This is a genomic window from Candidatus Frankia alpina, assembly GCF_902806485.1.
Classification (GTDB): Bacteria; Actinomycetota; Actinomycetes; order Frankiales; family Frankiaceae; genus Frankia; species Frankia alpina.
Genome location: NZ_CADCWT010000504.1, coordinates 1 through 963, shown reverse-complemented (window position 1 = coordinate 963; position 963 = coordinate 1). Strand labels below are relative to the sequence as shown.

General features: G+C 67.6%; 1 protein-coding gene. It reads right to left on the bottom strand.

The features are described 5' to 3' along the window. A partial coding sequence (locus G6R25_RS24220; protein ID WP_235949546.1) for an IS630 family transposase occupies positions 1-902 on the bottom strand: 902 nt, incomplete at its 3' end. Positions 903-963 lie beyond the last annotated feature (61 nt).

Sequence of the window (963 nt, the reverse complement as noted above, 5' to 3'; positions counted from 1 at the left end):
GCTAGGACGCTGGGATGGCGGGCGTGGGTGTTACGCCAGCGCAGGTAGGCCTGCAGCCTGCGGGCGAGCACGGGATGGTTGGGATGGTCGGAGTTACCCATCGCGAAGGTCCGTAACGGGCCGAACTGGGATTCGATCGGGTTTGCCCAGGACGCGTTCGTCGGGGTGAGACACAGCTGCACGTTGTGCCGCCCGGTCCACCGGCGGATCGTCGGGGTCTTGTTCGCGGCCAGGTTGTCGCAGATCACGTAGACCGGGGCGGTGTCAGGCCGGGCAGCCCTGATCGATTTCAACGCCGCCAGGGTGTTCCCACCGCTCTTGCACCCGCGGGTGACGCCCCAGAGCTGGTCGTCGCCGAGGGAGTAGCAGCCGTGGAAGTAGCGCACCCCGTGGGTGCGATGGTAGGTCGCGGGGAGCCGGTCAGGATGGGATTCGGCGGCCCAGCCAGTCCCGTGGACGGGGCGGATCGACAGCGGACCGAACTGGTCGAACGCGAAGCAGCGGTAGGGACACACGTCGGTGAGGTACTCGATCCGGTCGAGTTTGGCGTCCTTGTCCGGGTCGGTGGATTCCTTCCACGTCCGGGTCCGCTGGAAGGAGATCCGGTGGGCGTGGAGAAGCTGACGGAACCGTTCCCGACCGACAGTCACCGTCCGGTCGGGGTTGTCGGCGAGGTAGGCAGACAGTTTGCGCAGGCTCCAATGGGTAAACGGCTGCCCGAGTTTCTCGGGACGGCTGCGGGCCGCCTGGACACAGAACGCCTCGTCGTCAGAGCTGATCAGGCGGGGACGGCCTCCCGCCCACCGAGGGTCCAGACAGTCCAGGCCGATCTCGTTGAACCGGTGGATCACCCCCCGGACCGTGTCCTCGTCCGCGACGACCAGCCGGGCGATCGCGGGCACCGGTGTCCCACTCGCCGACGCCATGACAATCAGAGCACGGCGGACCCGGATCGAGCCATGC